The sequence below is a fragment of the Paracoccus cavernae genome, from assembly GCF_042430175.1.
GTDB classification, from domain to species: Bacteria; Pseudomonadota; Alphaproteobacteria; order Rhodobacterales; family Rhodobacteraceae; genus Paracoccus; species Paracoccus cavernae.
Genome location: NZ_JBHMDZ010000002.1, coordinates 148,924 through 162,785, shown reverse-complemented (window position 1 = coordinate 162,785; position 13,862 = coordinate 148,924). Strand labels below are relative to the sequence as shown.

Below are 13,862 nucleotides of genomic sequence, written 5' to 3'. Positions count from 1 at the left end.
GTCGCCCCGAGCCCTCAAGCCAGTCGCGTCAGGTGGCGTTCCAGAACCTGCGCCGCAGCTTGCGCATCGCGGTGACGGATCGCGGCCATGATGGCGCGGTGGTCTATATCCATCCGCTTGCGCCAGCGGTCGCGATAGCTGCTCAGCATATGGCGCGCGGCCAGCATCTGGAGGTTTGCGACCTCCTCGATCAGGCGCGGCATGCCGCAGGCGGCGATAGTGGCGAGGTGGAAGGCGCGGTTCATCGCCTCCCATTCGAAAATATCTCCGGCCTCGTCGCAAAGCAGGCGCAACTCCTCGGCCCGCGCGATCTGGGCGGCATCGAGATTGGGGACCGAATGGGCCAGAGCGACCGGCTCGAGCGCCTGACGCATCACCCGCAATTCCTTTTGCGCGGCATCATCGAGCGGGGCGACGCGCATGCCCTGACGCGGACGGCTGACCGCCAAACCCTTGGCCTCGAGCCGCAGCAAAGCCTCGCGCACGGGGACATGGCTCAGCCCGAAAGCATGGGCGATATGGTCCTGACGCAGCTTTTCGCCCGGGGCAAGCTCGCCGCGCAGAATTTGCAGGGCCAGCGTTTCGGTCAGCGTATCGGATGATTTTTCGGACATGGGGCCTTCGGGATTGGGCCTGCCGGAGACGGCGCGGGCAGTTCTGGTTAGGCCATCGGCCCGCGCGCGGCAAGAAGTGCAAAGCCGCGCCGCAAATCGGCCGCGCGCCCCAACTTCGGCCCCCCCGCCCCGTTCGGGCACCAGAGCCGGTTTCAGCGCTCGGTCAGCTTCAGCTCGATCCGGCGGTTCTGGGCACGGGCCTCGTCGCTGTCTCCAGCGGCAACCGGACGGGTATCGCCAAAGCCGGTCGCAGCGAGGCGGTTGGCCGGAAAGCCCAGATCATCCACCATAAAACGCACCACCGCCAAGGCCCGCGCCTGCGACAACTCCCAGTTGTCGCGGAAACGCCCCTGCCCCGAAAGCGGCTGGTTGTCGGTATGGCCGTCGACGCGGATGATCCAGTCGATCTCCGGCGGGATCTCGCCCGAGATCTGCGACAACATCCCCGTCACATTGCGGATCTGGTCGCGCCCCGCATCCGAAAGCGTGGCCTCGCCGGTCGGAAACAGCACCTCCGACGAGAAAACGAAGCGGTCGCCCACCACCTGCACCCCCTCGCGGCCCTGAAGGATCTGCGACAGGCGACCGAAGAACTCCGAACGGTAGCGCGAAAGATCGGCGGCCTCGGCCTCGGCCTTTTCACGGGCGGCGCGTTCGAGATCGCTGCGCATGCGTTCTGCCTCGCCGCGTTTGCGTTCCTCTTCGGCGGCGCGCAGCAGCGCGATATTGAGCTGCTCGCCCAGATCGCCGATGCGCAGATCGGAGGCCTTTTTCTCTTCGCCCGCCGCATCAAGCACGGCCTGAAGCGCGCCCAACTGGCCGGTCAGCTGACCGACCTGCTGGTTCAAAAGCGCGACACGGCGCTGGTCCTCGGTCGACAGCGCCTCCTGTGTCGAAAGCTTTTGCTGAGCCAGCGCCAAAAGCGCCGCCTGTTTCTCGCTTTCGCCGAGTTCGGTCTGAAGCCGGTTGCCGAGTTCGGCCTTGGCAGCCTCGGCCGCGGCCAGAATGGTCAGGGTTTCTTCGGCCTTGCGGCGTTCGTCCTCGAGGCGCATCGTCATGGCGCTCAGCTCGGCCTGCGAGCCATCAAGGCGCTTTTGCAAAAGCTCGGCTGCGGCTGCATCGGCGAGACGCGCGGCCTCGGCCTCGGTCAGGGCGGTTTGTGCCTGACCCAAGGCGCTCGCCGTCTCGGCATTGTTCTTGCGCAGATCGGCCAGCAATGCCTCGAGCGCGGCGCGACGGCTGGCTGCAAGTTCGGCCGCGGTGGTCTGACTCTCGATCTCGGATTGCGCGGCGTCGAGATCGGCCGTGGTCGCGTTCAGGCTGTCGCGCGCTGCGGCAAGATCGCGGTCGAGCCCTTCGGCGCGGCTCTGGCTGGTCGAAAGCGCACCCGAAAGCGCCGCCAGCTCGGCGCCCAATTCGTCAAGCTGGCTACCCTGATCGGTAATCTGCTCGCGCAGCACCGCCTGCACCACCATCGCGATGGTCAGGGCAAACATGATCACCATCAACAGCGTGGTGACCGCATCGACATAGCCGGGCCAGATATTGGACGAGAACCGCCCGCCGTTGCCGCGACTAAGCCTCATCGCCCTGCCCCAAACGGCGGATGGCGCGGGTCAGCGCCGCCATATCCTCGCGCAGATCGCCGATCAGATCGGCGCGGGTCGAGGCCATTTCCTCGGAGAGCCGCGCCAACTGGTTGTCGATCGAGCGCAGATGCATCTGCGATTCGTAAAGCGGCCCTTCGGCGAAACCGGCGGTCTGATCGCTTGACGGGGCGGCTTGCGGCGCGGCGAGAGCGATCAAACGCCCCTGTCCCTCGACCAGCTGCGCCAGGGCTTGGGCGGCGACATCGCTGTCGCGCCGCGCCCCTTCGATCCGCGCCAGAAGCTGTCCGGCCAGTTGCTCCTGTCCTTCGGCCAGACGGGCGAGCAGCGCCTGATCCGCGCCGCTTTGGGGGGCCGGTGCGGCGAGCCTGTCCTCGATGGTGCCGGCAAGGCGCATCTGGCCCTCCGCCATGCGTGCCAAAGCCGCACCGGCGCCTTGCGCCTCGGAGAGGCTCGCGGCCATGCCGCTTTGGATCTGCCCGATCAGCTGGTCCTGCCCCTCGGCGAGACGCGCCAAAGCGGCTGCCGCCTGCCCGTTTTCGGCGCGACCCGCATCGAGTGCCGCAGCCTGCGCGCCGGCCAGCCGCTCGCTGCCCTCGGCAAAACGCGCCAGCGCCGCGCGGCCCTCGCTCGCGTCCTGCGCCGAGGCGCGGCTTTGTTCGAGGATCTGCGCCGCCAGCGTTTCCACGCCCTGCGTCATCGCCAGCATCCGCGCCTCGGAGGCGGCGCTTTCTGCCTCGCGCGAGGCGTCGCGGGTCAGGTAATATTCGTGCAGATCGGCCATCTGTCCGGTGATCTGGTCAAGAAAGCTCGCGACCGTCGCCTGATCCAGACTTTCGCCATCCGCCCCCGTCAGACCGACACGGGTAAAGCCCGACATCCATTCTTCCAGCTCGCGGTAAAAGCGGTTCTGGCCATGGGTCGCGAAAAGTTCGAGCAGCCCCACCACCAGCGATCCCGCCAGACCCAGAAGCGAGCTGGAGAAGGCGGTGGCCATGCCGCCGAGCTGGCCTTCCAATCCGGTCATCAGCTTGTCGAAGATCTGGAGCCCGCTTTCGCCTTCCTGCGGATTGAGCGCGCGGATCGTGTCGACCACCGCCGGAACCGTGGTGGCCAATCCGTAGAACGTCCCGAGAAGTCCAAGGAATATCAGAAGGTTGGACAGATAGCGCGTGATGTCTCGCGCCTCGTCGATCCGGGCGGCAACCGAATCGAGGATCGAGCGCGAAGAAGCCGTCGAGATCACCCGACCGACCGGCCCGCGCGCACCCAAAAGTGCGGCCAGCGGCGCCAGAAGCCGCGGCGCATCCAGCGCCTCGCCCTCGTAGCCGACCGGCACGCCGTTTTGCAGCGCGTTACGGCGGCGAGCGGCGAAACGCTCGATCCAGTTGACCGAGTTGATGAGCTGCCCGACCTGCCAGAAACAGGTCACCACGCCGAGCGCGAAGACCACGAGAATGAGCCCGTTGAGATAGGGGTTCGCGTCGAAAACCGACAGGATGCGGCCATAGGCGAACCAGCCCCCAGCGATCACCAGCCCCAGCACGATCAGCATCATCACGACCTGACGGACGGGCTGCGAGAAGGCGGGTTGGTCCGAGGGATCGGCTGTGCCGGTGCTGCCCCTGATGGCGCGGATCCTCTGGTCGCGCATCTGGCCCGCGGCCTCGTTTTCGCCGGATGTGGCAGTGCCCCGGATATCGGCCTCTGACATGATCGCGTCCCGTATCAATGCTTTGGGCATAAGTGTAGAAAGCTCGCGCCCGCTTGCCAAGCAGACCTTGAAGACAGGTCGAAGGAAAGGCGGCGGGCGGCAACAAGCATTGCCGCAGGTGCCAGTTTGCGCGCGCGACCGGCTTGCGCCGCGCTCAGCCCCCGGGTTCGATCAGCGCGCGCACCTCGCGGGCCAAAAGGTCGAGCACGGGATCGGCCACTCCGATCTGGGCGAGATGGCGCGTGGTGTTGAAGAGGTAATCGGCATTCGGGCCGCGCCCGCCCACCGCACGCGCAATAATGCGCGCCTGTTCGCTGATACCGAGCTGGCCGACATATTGGCTGTGGTCGCGCCGCATCACATAGCTGACCGCATCGACGTGACGCCCGTCGCTCAGGGTGATCGGCAGGGTTTCCTCGCTATAGGCATAGGTCGCAAGCTCCCGCTCGCGCAGGCCCGCCAAGGCCTCCGACCAGTCGCGCGGCGCGACCCGCAGCGCGAGCCCGTCGCAAAAAGCCGCCGGTTCGGCATCAAGCGCCAGCACGAGGCCGGGGTTTTCCTCGGTCCCGCGATAGACCACCGACTGCATGCAGAAGCTGCGTGAAAAGCCGTTCACCCGCCCCCTCACGCATTCCGCGACGGCAAAGCCCGGATCCCACATCAACGAACCATAAGCGAAGACCCAATGTTCGGGCTCCATGCGCAGAACCATACTTTTAGCCGTTCGAACCATCTATCTCTTTAGAGAAAGTTAGGGCAGGACTTGTAGGGTTCCAAGATGGACAGAGCGGACAGGACGGGAAAGTTGCGCATATTGGTTATTCCTGCGGCAGTTCTTGCCCTGATCGGCGGTGCCTGGTTCGGGGGCGAGAGCTATCTTGCCCGTCAGGTCCAATCGGCACTGGCCCAATCCCCCGATCTCGCCGTCGAGACGGTCAGCCCCCTGCGCGATCCGACGCGCTTCGGCCTGTCCTTGGCCAATATCAGCTTCAACGACGGCCGATCCGTGCTTACGGCACCGGAAACGCGGCTTTGGATTTCGCCGCTGTCGCCCACGACCCTGCGCGCGGACCTGCCTCCGGCTCTGGAAATCGCGCCGGTTTCGGCAGTCAGCCCCGACAGCAGCCTCTCTGGCATGAGCCTTGCGCTGAGTGACGGCACGCTTTCGGCCAAGGTTTCACCGCTTCACGACCTGCAATTGACGCGGCTTGATCTGGGGACCGGCGCGGTCGCCCTGAACGGGCGGGATCTGGCGCAGGCGCTTTCGGGGCGGGCGGAGCTTGCGGCTCTGGCCCATGATTCGCCCAAAGCGGCCGGTGCGGCCTATGATCTCGATCTGGCTTTGGCCGCGCTTGATCCCGAAGGCCTGCCCGCGCTTTCGCAGCTGCGCCTGCCCGAGGGGATGATTTCGGCCGATGTCAAAGGGCGGCTCTGGCTCGAGGATGCGATCTCGCCCCTTGGCGGGAGCGCGCCGGTTCTGGTCGGGCTGCGCTCGGATCACACGGTGCTCAGCATCGGCGATCTGAAGGCGCGCATCATCGGGCGGCTGCAAGAGGACGAGGCCGGCTTTGTCGAGGGCGCGGTCATGATCTATACCGCCGATGCGCGTCCCCTGCTCGAATTTCTCGCATCTCTGGGCGTCATTCCCGAAAAGACCATCCCGCTCGGCATGACCTTGCTGCGCGGAATTTCCCGCGCCGGTGTTGGGGCGGGCTTGCCCGCGGCAAACGACGCGGCCGACAGCACGCCGGTCGAGGCAGCGCCCGAAGAAGGCTTCCCCCTGCCCGCCGCAAACGAGATCCGCCTGCCGCTTACATTTCTCGACGGCAAAGCCATGCTCGGCCCGATCGCTTTGGGACCGGCCCCGCGTTTTCCGCGCTGAGCGGGCAATTTTGACGAAAGGCCGGTAACCGGCACGGCGCGGAAAACGCGGTGCCGGTCGCCGGAGAATCCCGCTGTTCCGCATCAAGCGGCGTAACTGCGGATTGTGCGAGGCGGCGGAGCAGGCATTGCGCCCCGCCCCGCCCGTCCCTCACTCGGCTGCCGGCGTGCTCCCTGCGGCAGCGGCAGGCGTGGCAGGCGTTGCGCTACGGCCGAAGTCGGGCGCGGCGGTGTCCTGTCCCGCTTCGATAATGCCGCGACGGATCGCGCGGGTGCGGGTGAAGTAATCGTGCAGATGCTGGCCGTCACCCATGCGGATGGCGCGTTGCAGCACGAAAAGCTCTTCGGCGAAACGGCCGAGAATATCGAGCACCGCATCCTTGTTTTGCAGGAAAACATCGCGCCACATCGTCGGATCACTGGCCGCGATCCGCGTGAAATCGCGAAACCCCGCGGCGGAATATTTGATCACTTCGCTTTCGGTCACGCGTTTGATGTGATCGGCCACACCCACCATCGTATAGGCGATGAGGTGCGGCGTGTGGCTGGTGACCGCCAGAACCGTATCGTGATGGGCGGCGTCCATCGTTTCGACATTCGCGCCGATGCCGCGGATCAGACCGGCGAGACGCTCGACCTCGGAGACATCCGCGCCCTCGGTCGGGGTCAGAAGCCACCAGCGGTTGCTGAAGAGGCTCGCGAAGCCGGCGCGCGGGCCGGAATGCTCCGTCCCCGCCAGCGGGTGGCCGGGGATGAAATGGACGTTTTCGGGGATATGGGGGGCGACCGCCTCGATCACCGCCTGTTTGACCGAGCCGACATCGGTCACGGTCGCGCCCGCCTTGAGATGGGGCGCGATTTCGGCGGCGATCTCGCCCATGGCGCCGACCGGCACGGCCAGAACCACGAGATCGGCATCCCTGACGGCCTCGGCGGCGGTTTCCGCGATACGGTCGACAAGCCCGATCTCGAGCGCGGTCTGGCGCGTTTCGGCACTGCGAGCATAGCCCACCACTTCGCCCGCAAGCCCCGCCTGACGCATCGCCAGCGACATCGAACCCGCGATCAGGCCAAGCCCGATCAGCGCCACGCGGTCATAGATCACGCTCATGCGCCCGCCCCTGCCGCAGCGGCGCGCTCGGTCATGAACATGCCGATGACATGGGCGACACGGCGGCACGAAGCCTCGTCGCCCACGGTGATGCGCAGGCAATGGGGCAGCCCGTAGCCCGCGACGCGGCGCACCAGCAGACCTTCGGTCTGGAGATAGGCGTCGCAGGCCTCGGCGGTGGCGGTATCGGCAAAGCGCGCGAGGATGAAGTTCCCGCAGGAGGTATCCGAAGGCACGCCCTTTTCGGCCAGAGCCTCGGCAAGCCATGCGCGCATCCGCGCATTCTCGCTGCGGCAGCGCGTGATGTAGTCCTGATCACGCACGGCGGCCTCGGCACCTTCCAGCGCGACATTGGACAGATTGAACGGCCCGCGGATGCGGTTGAGCACGTCGATGATCTCGCGCGGGGCATAGCCCCAACCGACGCGCAAACCACCAAGCCCGTAGATCTTCGAGAAGGTCCGCGTCATGACGACATTCGGCAGTCGGCCCGCGAGTTCCGCACCGCCGTCGTAATCGTCGACGTAATCGGCATAGGCGCTGTCGATCACCAGAATGGCCTGCGGGACGGCCCGCGCCAACCGTTCGAGATCGGCCAGACCGATCATGGTGCCGGTCGGATTGTTGGGATTGGCGACAAAGATCAGCCGCGTGCGCTCGGTCGCACCGGCAATCAGGGCGTCGATATCGGTGACGCGCTCGTGCTCGCGCACGGAAACCGGCGTCGCACCGGCGGCAAGCGCGCTGATGCGGTACATGAGAAATCCGTGCTCGGTGAAAAGGACCTCGGTTTCGGGACCGGCATAGGCTTGGCACAGAAAGTGAATGATTTCGTCCGAGCCCACGCCGCAGATGATGCGGTCGGGATCGAGGCCGTGGACCTCGCCGATGGCCTGACGCAGGCTGGCATGGTCGGTATTGGGATAACGGTGGAGGCTGTGGGCGGCGCGGATGACGGCATCACGCGCCTTCTCGCTGGGACCAAAAGGGTTTTCATTCGACGAAAGTTTGATCGCATCCGTGCGACCGGCAATTTTCGCCGCACCGCCCTGATAGAGAGCGATATCCATGATGCCCGGTTGTGGGGCGATAGCATTGGCCATTGACCAGCCTCCGATTTGCAGCCCCGATTTCATAGCGGCGCACCTCGGGCAAGGAAAGGGCCGTCAACCCTCGTCGGCCAAGGCCTTCTGCAACTGTGGCAGGAAACGGTCGGTGTAATCGTCGCGGATCAGGGGACCGGCGTGGCGGTAAAGGATCTTGCCTTCGCCGTCGATGATGAAGGTCTCGGGCGGCGCGGTCACACCCCAATCGATCGCGGTGCGCCCGCGCGGATCGGTGGCAAGCGCGTGGAAGGGGTCGCCATGTTCGTCGAGAAAGGCGATCGCGCCGCCCTCGGGGTCTTTGAGATCAACGCCGTAAACCGGCATGGTTTTCGACAGCTCGGTCAGCGTCGGATGTTCGGCGCGGCAGGGCGGGCACCAGCTCGCCCAGAAGTTCACCAGTTTCACGCCCGGCTGTTTGAGGAGCTCTGCGGTGAGCTGGGTCTTTCCGGGCAGCGTGGTTTCGGGAATGGGCGGGGCCTCGCGACCGACGAAGGTCGAGGGGATCGCATTCGGATCATCGCGGAAAAGTGCGAGCCCGACCATGCCGGCAAAGCCCACGAAAGCCACAACCGGAATGACCATGAGCGGGGAAAACTTAGCCATTCTTCTCATGCGCCTCCAACGCGCGGCGGGCACGGCTGTTCGAGACGATGGTCGCGACGACCAGCCCTCCCAGCAAAGCGAAGGTCGCGCCATAGGCCGAGAGGACGACGGCGGTATATTTGCCCAGATCAATCATGAACGGTTCTCCCGCGCCAGCAATGCGGCAAGGCGCCGCCGGCGGATCTCTGTGCGCGTGCGGATCAGCATCAGCGCGACGAACAGCAAGAAAAAGCCCAGCATCGAGAGGTAAAGCGGATAGCGGTAGACCGCCGACATCCGCTCGCCCGGCGCGACCGAAAGCGAAGCCCCCTGATGCAGACCCTGGTTCCAAAAGAGCACGGCATAGCGTGACAAAAGCGCGAAGACAGAGCCGACAAGGCAGAGAAAGCCCGTCAGATCGGCGGCATTATCGGGATCTTCGACCGCGTTCCACAAAGCCATATAGCCGATGTAGAACAGGAACAGGACGAGGAAAGAAGTCAGCCTCGGATCCCATTCCCACCATGTCCCCCACATCGGCTGGCCCCAGACCGCGCCGGTGATCAGCGCGATCAGCGTCATGACCGCGCCGATCGGGGCGGCGGCCTTGGCGGCAAGGGCGCTGACATGGTGGCGCCGGATCAGCCAGATCAGCGAGGTCACCAGCATCATCAGCCAGATGTTGATCGCCATCAGCGCGGCGGGCACATGGATGAAGATGATCTTGACCGTCGAGCCCTGCCGGTAATCGTCGGGCGTCATCAGCCCCCAGGCGACGCCGCCGATCGTGCAGATGGCAGCCGCCGCGACCGTGACGGGCAGAACCGCGCCCGACAGGCGCATGAACTTCGTGGGGTTGGCATATTCCCAGATCGACATTCGTCGTCCCTATCCTTCGCGACTTGCGCGATCAAGCCCGCGAGGGGGCGCCTTCACCGTAGATTGACCCGCAATGCGCCGGCCGCCACGAAGGGTACCAGCGCGATTGTGGCCAAAGTTATTGCCGCCAGAAAGACCAGCGGACTCGAGATATCGCTTCCTGCGGCGCTACGCCGCACGGCCTCGGCCCCGAAGATCAGGGTCGGGATATAAAGCGGCAGGACCAGCAGCGACAAGAGCAGACCGCCCCTGCGCAGGCCGACCGTGACCGCCGCCCCGAATGCGCCGAGCATCGACAGTGCCGGGGTTCCCAGCGCCAGCGACAGCATCAAACCGAAATAGGCATCGCTCGGCAGATGCAGAAGAAGCCCGAAGACCGGCGCGGCCAGCACCAAAGGCAGGCCAGTCGTCAGCCAATGCGCCAAAGCCTTGACCGCGACCGCCCCCTCCAGAGGCAGCGGCGAGGTCGCCAGCAGATCGAGCGTGCCGTCCTCGTAATCCAGCGCGAAAATGCGGTCGAGCGAGAGCAGGCAGGACAAAAGCGCGCCGACCCAAAGGATGCCCGGCGCGATCTTGGCCAGCGTCCCGCCCGAGGGCCCGACGCCGAAGGGAACGAGGGTGCAGACGATCAGGAAGAAGGCCAGCGCCAGCCCGAAACCGCCACCCGCGCGGGTGGCAAGGCGCAGATCGCGCGACAGAAGACCGATCATGCGAAGGCCTCGTTGAAGCCGACCGGCCCGTCGCCGCGCGGCGCTTTGCGCGCGGGGTCGGCACGAAAGGGCGTCAGGTCGAGAATGCGGCCCTCGGGCAGGCCCAGATCGATATGGGTCGCGATCAGCGCCGCACCGCCCGCGCCCAGATGGTCGCGCAGCACGCCCGCAAACAGCGCGACCGATTGCGTATCCAGCGAGACCGTCGGCTCGTCGAGCAGCCAGACCTTGCGTCCCGTCACCAAAAGCCGTGCCAGCCCCAGCCGGCGCTTTTGTCCTGCCGAGAGCATATGCGCGGGTCGTGCCGCGAGATTTGAAAGGTTCATGCGCTCGATCGCGGGGCCGACCTCCGTCCGGCCGAAAACGCCCGCCCAGAAGCGCAGGTTCTCGGTCACGCTCAGCGCCGATTTCAGCCCGTCGGCATGGCCGGCATAGGCCAGCGCCGATGGTTCGTGGACCACCTGCCCCGCCGCGACCGGCTGAAGCCCCGCCAACGTGCGCAGCAAGGTGGTTTTGCCCAGCCCGTTCGGCCCTCGCAGGATGATCGCCTGACCTTCGGCTAGAGCGAAGCTCACGCCTTCAAGCGTGCGCAACCCCCCCCGCGCAACCGCGAGATCCTGAACGGAAAGCAGCGTCGTCATACCGGCAGAAGGGCGCAGGCGACGCGGCGGCCCTCGGAAAGGGTGACGTTGTAGCTGCGCGCGGCGCTCGGCGTGGTCATCGGCTCGATGGTGATGCCGATGGCCTCGAGCGCGGCGCTCATGGCTTTGGGAGGATAGCGCAGCTCGGTCCCCATTCCGAGAAACAGCACGTCGACCAGCCCAGAAAGCGCCAGCAGCGGGGCCAGATCCTCGAGCCCCTGCCAGTCCTTGCGCCCCGTCCCGTCGACCAGCACCGGCCCGTGATGGACCGTGCCCGCGACGCGGAAAAAGCCGGGGCCGTAGCCGTCTACCGGCACGGCCCCGTCATAATCGGAGGGGATCAGACCCGCCATCAGGGGGCGTCCCGGAATGCGGACGGAACGCCGTCCTTGTCGACCTCGGGCTTGGACCAGTCACGCTTCACGCCCAGCCAGAGCACGACGTTTTTGGCCATATAGAGCGTCGAGTAACAGCCTACGAACACGCCCCAGAGCATCGCGAGGATGAAGGTGCGGATCACGTCGCCGCCGAAGACCAGCATGGCCGTCAGCGCGATACCCGTGGTCACGGCGGTCATGACGGTGCGCGAGAGGGTCTCGTTCACCGTGAGGTTCATGACGTCGATCAGCGGCATGGTCTTGAACTTGATCAGATTCTCCCGAAGCCGGTCAAAGACCACGACCGTATCGTTGACCGAATAGCCAAGGATGGTCAGTAGTGCCGCGATAGTCGTGAGATCGAATTTGATCTGGAACAGCGAGAACAGCCCGACGGTCAGCAAGATGTCGTGGATCATCGAGACCACGGCGCCGATCGCGAACTGCCATTCGAACCGCGCCCAGATATAGATCATGATCCCGATGGTCGCCGCGCCCACCGCGTAAAGCGCGGTCTTGACCAGCTCGCCCGAGACTTTGGGGCCAACCGATTCCACCGCTGCGAAACGGATGGCGGGATCGACGACTTTCAGCGCGGCCTCGACCTTTGCCAGCTCGTCGGGGGTGACGGCGGCATCGCCCTCGCCCGCGGCAAGGCGGATCTGGGCGACATGGCGGTCGGCTCCGAAGGTCGGGTCGAAGACCTCGGTGATGACGACATCGTCAAAGCCGAGCGTATTCATCGCCTCGCGATATTCGCCGATCGAGACCGGATTGGTGCTCTCGGTGCGAATCGTGGTGCCGCCGCGGAAGTCGATGCCGAAGTTCAGCCCCATCATCATGATGACCACGACAGAGGCCACCATGAGGAAGGCCGAAATGCCGAAGGTCAGCCATTGGACGCGGAACCAGTTGATATGGGTCTCGTCGGGGACCAGTTTGAGACGGAATGCCATAACGGGTCTCCCTTACAGAACCAGAGTTTTCGGTTTGCGCCACTCGAGCCAGAGCACGATCAGCAGACGGGTCAGATAGATCGCCGTGAAGACCGAGGTCACGAGACCGATGGTGAAGGTCACGGCAAAGCCTTTGACCGGGCCGGAGCCGAGGAAGAACATCACGAGCGCGGCGATGAAGCTGGTGAGGTTGGCGTCGATGATCGCGCTCATGGCGTCGTTGAAGCCCGCATCGATCGCCTTGACGACGCGCGTTCCCTTGCGCAATTCCTCGCGGATCCGTTCGTAGATGATGACGTTGGCGTCAACCGCCGTCCCGACCGTCAGCACGATACCGGCGATACCGGGCAGCGACAGCGTCGCCCCCATGGCCGACATGATGCCGAGAATCATCGCGACGTTGACCAGCACCGCGACCGAAGCGAAGACCCCGAAGAGGCCGTAGCTCGCGATCATATAGGCGACAACGCCGACGGTGCCGATGATCGAGGCCAGACGGCCCGCATCGATGCTGTCCTGCCCCAGTTCGGGGCCGATGGTGCGCTCTTCGAGGAAGGTCATTTCCGCCGGCAGGGCACCCGCGCGCAGCAGGACCGCAAGCTGGGTCGATTGCTCGACATTCATCGCGCCCGAGATCTGGCCCGAACCCGTGGTGATCGCGCTGCGGATCACCGGAGCCGAGATCACCTCGTTGTCGAGAACGATGGCGAAGGGCTGGCCGATATTGGCCGAGGTGAAGGCACCGAAACGTTTCGCCCCTGCGGGGTTGAAGCGGAATTCGACGGCGGGCGCGCCGTTCTGGTCGAAACTCGGGCGGGCATCGGTCAGATCCTCGCCGGTCACGACCGGACGTTCCTCGAGAATGTAGAAAACGCCGGGCTCGTCGATCGAGGGAACGAGGAAATTCCCCGAACCCGGACGGGCATTGGCGTCGGTGACGCGGCCGACGACCGGATTGAAGGTCAGTTTCGCGGTGGTCCCGATCAGGGCCTTCAGCTCTTCGGCCGAGCCGATGCCGGGCACCTGGATGACGATGCGGTCGGCGCCCTGACGCACGATCGTGGGTTCGCGCGTGCCGACTTCGTCGACGCGGCGGCGAACGATTTCGAGCGTCTGCTGCACGGTGCGGTCGGCCATGGCCGATTTCTCGGCATCCGAGATCGCGACGGTCAGGCGGTTGCCCGTGCCGGTGATCGTCAGATCGTTCTGCCCCGCGCCCGCGAAAGTCGCGACCGGCGTGATATAGGTGCGGGCGATTTCGACCGCTTTGGCCATCTGGTCGGCATTGCCGATTTCGACGATCAGCTGGTCGTCGGGGCCGGCCACGCGACGGACGGAGCCGATCACGTCGCGTTGTGCCGCCAGATCGTCGCGCATTTCCGGCCAAAGGCTGTTCATGCGCGCCTTGTAGACATCCTCGAGATGGACCTGCCCCAGAAGATGGGCGCCGCCGCGAAGATCGAGACCGAGGTTCACGAGACCCGAGGGCAGCCATTCGGGCCAGCCTGCGATATCGGCCTCGATTTCGGGCGTGAAGACGCCCGTTCTCTCGACGGAGACTTTGGCGTCGTTATGAAGCTCGACGCGGGAGTAGAAAGCATTGGGCATCGCCAACAGCAGGCCAACGGCGACCAGCCCGAGAATGACAATGCGTTTCCAGAGCGGGATCTGCAGCATGCGACGC

At 65.4% G+C, this 13,862-nt stretch carries 15 protein-coding genes; 1 reads left to right on the top strand and 14 read right to left on the bottom strand.

Translation table 11 applies throughout. The features are described 5' to 3' along the window. Positions 1-14 precede the first annotated feature (14 nt). The 4 genes from ACFFUC_RS04425 to ACFFUC_RS04410 all read right to left on the bottom strand — a co-directional run bounded on the left by ACFFUC_RS04425 (position 15) and on the right by ACFFUC_RS04410 (position 4,635). Positions 15-614 (bottom strand): GntR family transcriptional regulator, encoded by a 600-nt coding sequence (locus ACFFUC_RS04425; RefSeq protein ID WP_377683915.1) that lies wholly within the window; start codon positions 612-614, stop codon positions 15-17. A gap of 152 nt (positions 615-766) precedes the next feature. Beyond that, positions 767-2,200 carry a peptidoglycan -binding protein gene (locus ACFFUC_RS04420; protein WP_377683914.1) on the bottom strand — a complete coding sequence of 478 codons (1,434 nt, stop codon included), beginning with the start codon at positions 2,198-2,200 and terminating at the stop codon, positions 767-769. After that, positions 2,190-3,935, bottom strand: coding sequence for an HlyD family secretion protein (locus ACFFUC_RS04415; RefSeq protein ID WP_377683912.1), 1,746 nt, complete (start codon positions 3,933-3,935; stop codon positions 2,190-2,192). The genes ACFFUC_RS04420 and ACFFUC_RS04415 overlap by 11 nt, the downstream gene beginning before the upstream one ends. A 154-nt stretch (positions 3,936-4,089) precedes the next feature. After that, entirely contained in the window at positions 4,090-4,635 is a 546-nt protein-coding gene (locus ACFFUC_RS04410) for a gamma-glutamylcyclotransferase (RefSeq protein ID WP_377684156.1), read from the bottom strand. Between the two features lie 105 nt (positions 4,636-4,740). On the opposite strand from ACFFUC_RS04410, the gene ACFFUC_RS04405 reads away from it, so the two are divergent. Continuing rightward, the gene (locus ACFFUC_RS04405) at positions 4,741-5,817 is read left to right on the top strand and encodes a DUF2125 domain-containing protein (protein ID WP_377683911.1); all 1,077 of its coding nucleotides are present in this window, start codon (positions 4,741-4,743) and stop codon (positions 5,815-5,817) included. Between the two features lie 150 nt (positions 5,818-5,967). On the opposite strand, the gene ACFFUC_RS04400 is transcribed toward ACFFUC_RS04405, so the two are convergent. The 10 genes from ACFFUC_RS04400 to secD form a co-directional block, all read right to left on the bottom strand. Next, positions 5,968-6,927 carry a prephenate/arogenate dehydrogenase family protein gene (locus ACFFUC_RS04400; protein WP_377683909.1) on the bottom strand — a complete coding sequence of 320 codons (960 nt, stop codon included), beginning with the start codon at positions 6,925-6,927 and terminating at the stop codon, positions 5,968-5,970. Continuing rightward, entirely contained in the window at positions 6,924-8,030 is a 1,107-nt protein-coding gene (gene hisC / locus ACFFUC_RS04395) for a histidinol-phosphate transaminase (RefSeq protein WP_377683908.1), read from the bottom strand. The genes ACFFUC_RS04400 and hisC overlap by 4 nt, the downstream gene beginning before the upstream one ends. Positions 8,031-8,093: 63 nt before the next feature. Then, complete coding sequence (locus tag ACFFUC_RS04390; protein WP_377683907.1) at positions 8,094-8,636, bottom strand: DsbE family thiol:disulfide interchange protein; 543 nt, start codon at positions 8,634-8,636, stop codon at positions 8,094-8,096. Further along, on the bottom strand, positions 8,629-8,772 hold the full coding sequence (ccmD, locus tag ACFFUC_RS04385; protein ID WP_377683905.1) for a heme exporter protein CcmD: 144 nt from the start codon (positions 8,770-8,772) through the stop codon (positions 8,629-8,631). Before ccmD ends, ACFFUC_RS04390 begins: the two co-directional genes overlap by 8 nt. After that, positions 8,769-9,494 (bottom strand): heme ABC transporter permease, encoded by a 726-nt coding sequence (locus tag ACFFUC_RS04380; protein ID WP_377683903.1) that lies wholly within the window; start codon positions 9,492-9,494, stop codon positions 8,769-8,771. Before ACFFUC_RS04380 ends, ccmD begins: the two co-directional genes overlap by 4 nt. 53 nt (positions 9,495-9,547) lie before the next feature. Continuing rightward, positions 9,548-10,204: a heme exporter protein CcmB gene (gene ccmB, locus ACFFUC_RS04375; RefSeq protein ID WP_377683902.1), complete on the bottom strand. Its 657-nt coding sequence runs from the start codon at positions 10,202-10,204 to the stop codon at positions 9,548-9,550. After that, complete coding sequence (gene ccmA, locus ACFFUC_RS04370) at positions 10,201-10,845, bottom strand: heme ABC exporter ATP-binding protein CcmA (RefSeq protein ID WP_377683900.1); 645 nt, start codon at positions 10,843-10,845, stop codon at positions 10,201-10,203. The genes ccmB and ccmA overlap by 4 nt, the downstream gene beginning before the upstream one ends. Next, positions 10,842-11,198 (bottom strand): Mth938-like domain-containing protein, encoded by a 357-nt coding sequence (locus ACFFUC_RS04365; protein WP_377683898.1) that lies wholly within the window; start codon positions 11,196-11,198, stop codon positions 10,842-10,844. The genes ccmA and ACFFUC_RS04365 overlap by 4 nt, the downstream gene beginning before the upstream one ends. Beyond that, positions 11,198-12,178 carry a protein translocase subunit SecF gene (gene secF, locus ACFFUC_RS04360; protein WP_377683896.1) on the bottom strand — a complete coding sequence of 327 codons (981 nt, stop codon included), beginning with the start codon at positions 12,176-12,178 and terminating at the stop codon, positions 11,198-11,200. Before secF ends, ACFFUC_RS04365 begins: the two co-directional genes overlap by 1 nt. A 12-nt stretch (positions 12,179-12,190) precedes the next feature. Next, a complete protein-coding gene (gene secD, locus ACFFUC_RS04355) occupies positions 12,191-13,855 on the bottom strand; it encodes a protein translocase subunit SecD (protein WP_377683894.1) in 1,665 nt (554 codons plus the stop codon). Positions 13,856-13,862: the final 7 nt, after the last annotated feature.

Bases quoted from the DNA above. Each gene is read 5' to 3' on its own strand.
- ACFFUC_RS04425 (WP_377683915.1), bottom strand. From the start codon at position 614: ATGTCCGAAAAATCATCCGATACGCTGACCGAAACGCTGGCCCTGCAA.
- ACFFUC_RS04420 (WP_377683914.1), bottom strand. From the start codon at position 2,200: ATGAGGCTTAGTCGCGGCAACGGCGGGCGGTTCTCGTCCAATATCTGG.
- ACFFUC_RS04415 (WP_377683912.1), bottom strand. From the start codon at position 3,935: ATGTCAGAGGCCGATATCCGGGGCACTGCCACATCCGGCGAAAACGAG.
- ACFFUC_RS04410 (WP_377684156.1), bottom strand. From the start codon at position 4,635: ATGGAGCCCGAACATTGGGTCTTCGCTTATGGTTCGTTGATGTGGGAT.
- ACFFUC_RS04400 (WP_377683909.1), bottom strand. From the start codon at position 6,927: ATGAGCGTGATCTATGACCGCGTGGCGCTGATCGGGCTTGGCCTGATC.
- hisC (WP_377683908.1), bottom strand. From the start codon at position 8,030: ATGGCCAATGCTATCGCCCCACAACCGGGCATCATGGATATCGCTCTC.
- ACFFUC_RS04390 (WP_377683907.1), bottom strand. From the start codon at position 8,636: ATGGCTAAGTTTTCCCCGCTCATGGTCATTCCGGTTGTGGCTTTCGTG.
- ccmD (WP_377683905.1), bottom strand. From the start codon at position 8,772: ATGATTGATCTGGGCAAATATACCGCCGTCGTCCTCTCGGCCTATGGC.
- ACFFUC_RS04380 (WP_377683903.1), bottom strand. From the start codon at position 9,494: ATGTCGATCTGGGAATATGCCAACCCCACGAAGTTCATGCGCCTGTCG.
- ccmB (WP_377683902.1), bottom strand. From the start codon at position 10,204: ATGATCGGTCTTCTGTCGCGCGATCTGCGCCTTGCCACCCGCGCGGGT.
- ccmA (WP_377683900.1), bottom strand. From the start codon at position 10,845: ATGACGACGCTGCTTTCCGTTCAGGATCTCGCGGTTGCGCGGGGGGGG.
- ACFFUC_RS04365 (WP_377683898.1), bottom strand. From the start codon at position 11,198: ATGGCGGGTCTGATCCCCTCCGATTATGACGGGGCCGTGCCGGTAGAC.
- secF (WP_377683896.1), bottom strand. From the start codon at position 12,178: ATGGCATTCCGTCTCAAACTGGTCCCCGACGAGACCCATATCAACTGG.
- secD (WP_377683894.1), bottom strand. From the start codon at position 13,855: ATGCTGCAGATCCCGCTCTGGAAACGCATTGTCATTCTCGGGCTGGTC.